Below are 1,600 nucleotides of genomic sequence, written 5' to 3'. Positions count from 1 at the left end.
AGGCGCTCCGCGCCCTCGAGGAGATGGAGGAGGATCTGCCGCGCGAGGCGGAGACGGCGCTGCTCCTCGCCGAGGGGTACCTGCTGCTGCTCGACAACTGCGAGCGGGCGGCGCACCACGCGGCGCTGGCGATGCAGTGGGCCGAGGACGAAGAAGGGGACGTCGAGCAGATCGTCTCCCGCGCCCACTCGCTGATGGCCCGCGCGCTGCTGCGCGGCAACGACGTCGTCGGCGCGTTCGGGGCGTGGGAAGGGGCGCCGCTTCCCGACTGGCGCGTCGGCGTCGAGCTGATCGAGGCCGGGCACGATCCGGCGCGGGTGCGCGTCGTCCTCTCCGCGGCGCTGCCGCGCCACACCGCGCACGAGCGGCGCGAGGGGGCGTCGGGGGTCGCCGCCTCCGACCAAATCCAGCGGCTCCTCGCCTGGATCGACGCCGGCTGTCCGCGCCGCGGAAAGTGACGCCATAATCGGGGCGTGCTCGATCACGTCCAGGCGTTTCTCGACCATCTCCGCGAGGACCGCGACCAGAGTCCGGAAACGGTCCGCGCCTACCAGACCGACCTCGACGACCTCGTCTGCTTCCTGCTCGACCGCGCCCCCGACGGGAACGGCGTGCCGGACGTGCGGCTGATCGACGCCGCGGCGATCCGCGCCTGGGTGGCCGACATGCACGGCCGCGGCCTCTCGCGGGCCACGGTCGGGCGGCGGCTCTCCGCGGCGCGCTCGCTGTTCCACTGGCTCGCGCGGCGCGAGCTCGTGACGTCGAACCCCGCGGCCGAGGTGGCGAACCCGAAGCGGCCGGAGCGGCTGCCCGACCGGCTCGACGTCGAGGACGTCGCGGCGATCCTCGAGGCGCCCGATCCGGCGACCCCCGCGGGGCCGCGCGACCGCGCGCTGCTCGAGCTGCTCTACGGCGCGGGGCTGCGCGTGTCGGAACTGGTCGGGCTCGACGTGGACGACGTGCAGTTCGCCGACCGCACGGCGCGGGTCCTCGGCAAGGGGAGCAAGGAGCGGATCGTGCCGTTCGGGCGCAAGGCCGAGGCGGCGCTCCGGGCCTACCTGCGCGGGTCGGCGGCGCTGCGCGCGGCGAGCGACGAGCCGGCCCTCTTCCTGAACCTGCGCGGCGGGCGGCTGACCGACCGCTCGGTGCGGCGGATCCTCGACGCGGCGGTGACGCGGGCGGCGGTGGCGCGCGGCGTCCACCCGCACGCGCTGCGGCACTCGTTCGCGACGCATCTCCTCGAGTCGGGGATGGACCTGCGCGCGATCCAGGAGCTGCTCGGGCACGAGCGGCTGAGCACGACGCAGCGCTACACCAAGCTCGCCCTCGACAAGATCATCGAGATCTACGACAAGGCGCACCCGCGGGCCTGAGCGGCGTCCGGGCGGGCGGAGGAAGCGGAATGAGGGTCGGAATCGACCTCGGCGGCACGAAGATCGCGGCGATGGCGCTCGACGGGCGCGGGCGCGAGCTGTGGACCGGGCGGACGGCGACGCCGCGCGACGACTACGACGGCACGCTCGACGCGATCGCCGTCCTCGTCGCCGACGCGGAGGAGGCGCGCGGCGCCGAGGCGCGGGTCGGCGTCGGCATGCCGGGC

General features: G+C 75.1%; 3 protein-coding genes. All 3 read left to right on the top strand.

Going from position 1 to position 1,600, the window contains the following annotated elements:
* On the top strand, positions 1–458 hold a 458-nt coding region (locus tag LLG88_02975), incomplete at its 5' end, for a hypothetical protein (protein ID MCE5245870.1).
* A 15-nt stretch (positions 459–473) separates the two neighbouring features.
* A complete protein-coding gene (xerC, locus tag LLG88_02970) occupies positions 474–1,373 on the top strand; it encodes a tyrosine recombinase XerC (GenBank protein ID MCE5245869.1) in 900 nt (299 codons plus the stop codon).
* 29 nt (positions 1,374–1,402) lie between these two features.
* A partial coding sequence (locus tag LLG88_02965; protein MCE5245868.1) for an ROK family protein occupies positions 1,403–1,600 on the top strand: 198 nt, incomplete at its 3' end.

Source organism: bacterium (assembly GCA_021372775.1).
In the GTDB taxonomy this organism is placed as follows: Bacteria; Acidobacteriota; Polarisedimenticolia; order J045; family J045; genus JAJFTU01.
The sequence above is the reverse complement of the archived record's forward strand: the minus strand, read 5'-3'. Positions and strand labels throughout refer to the sequence as shown.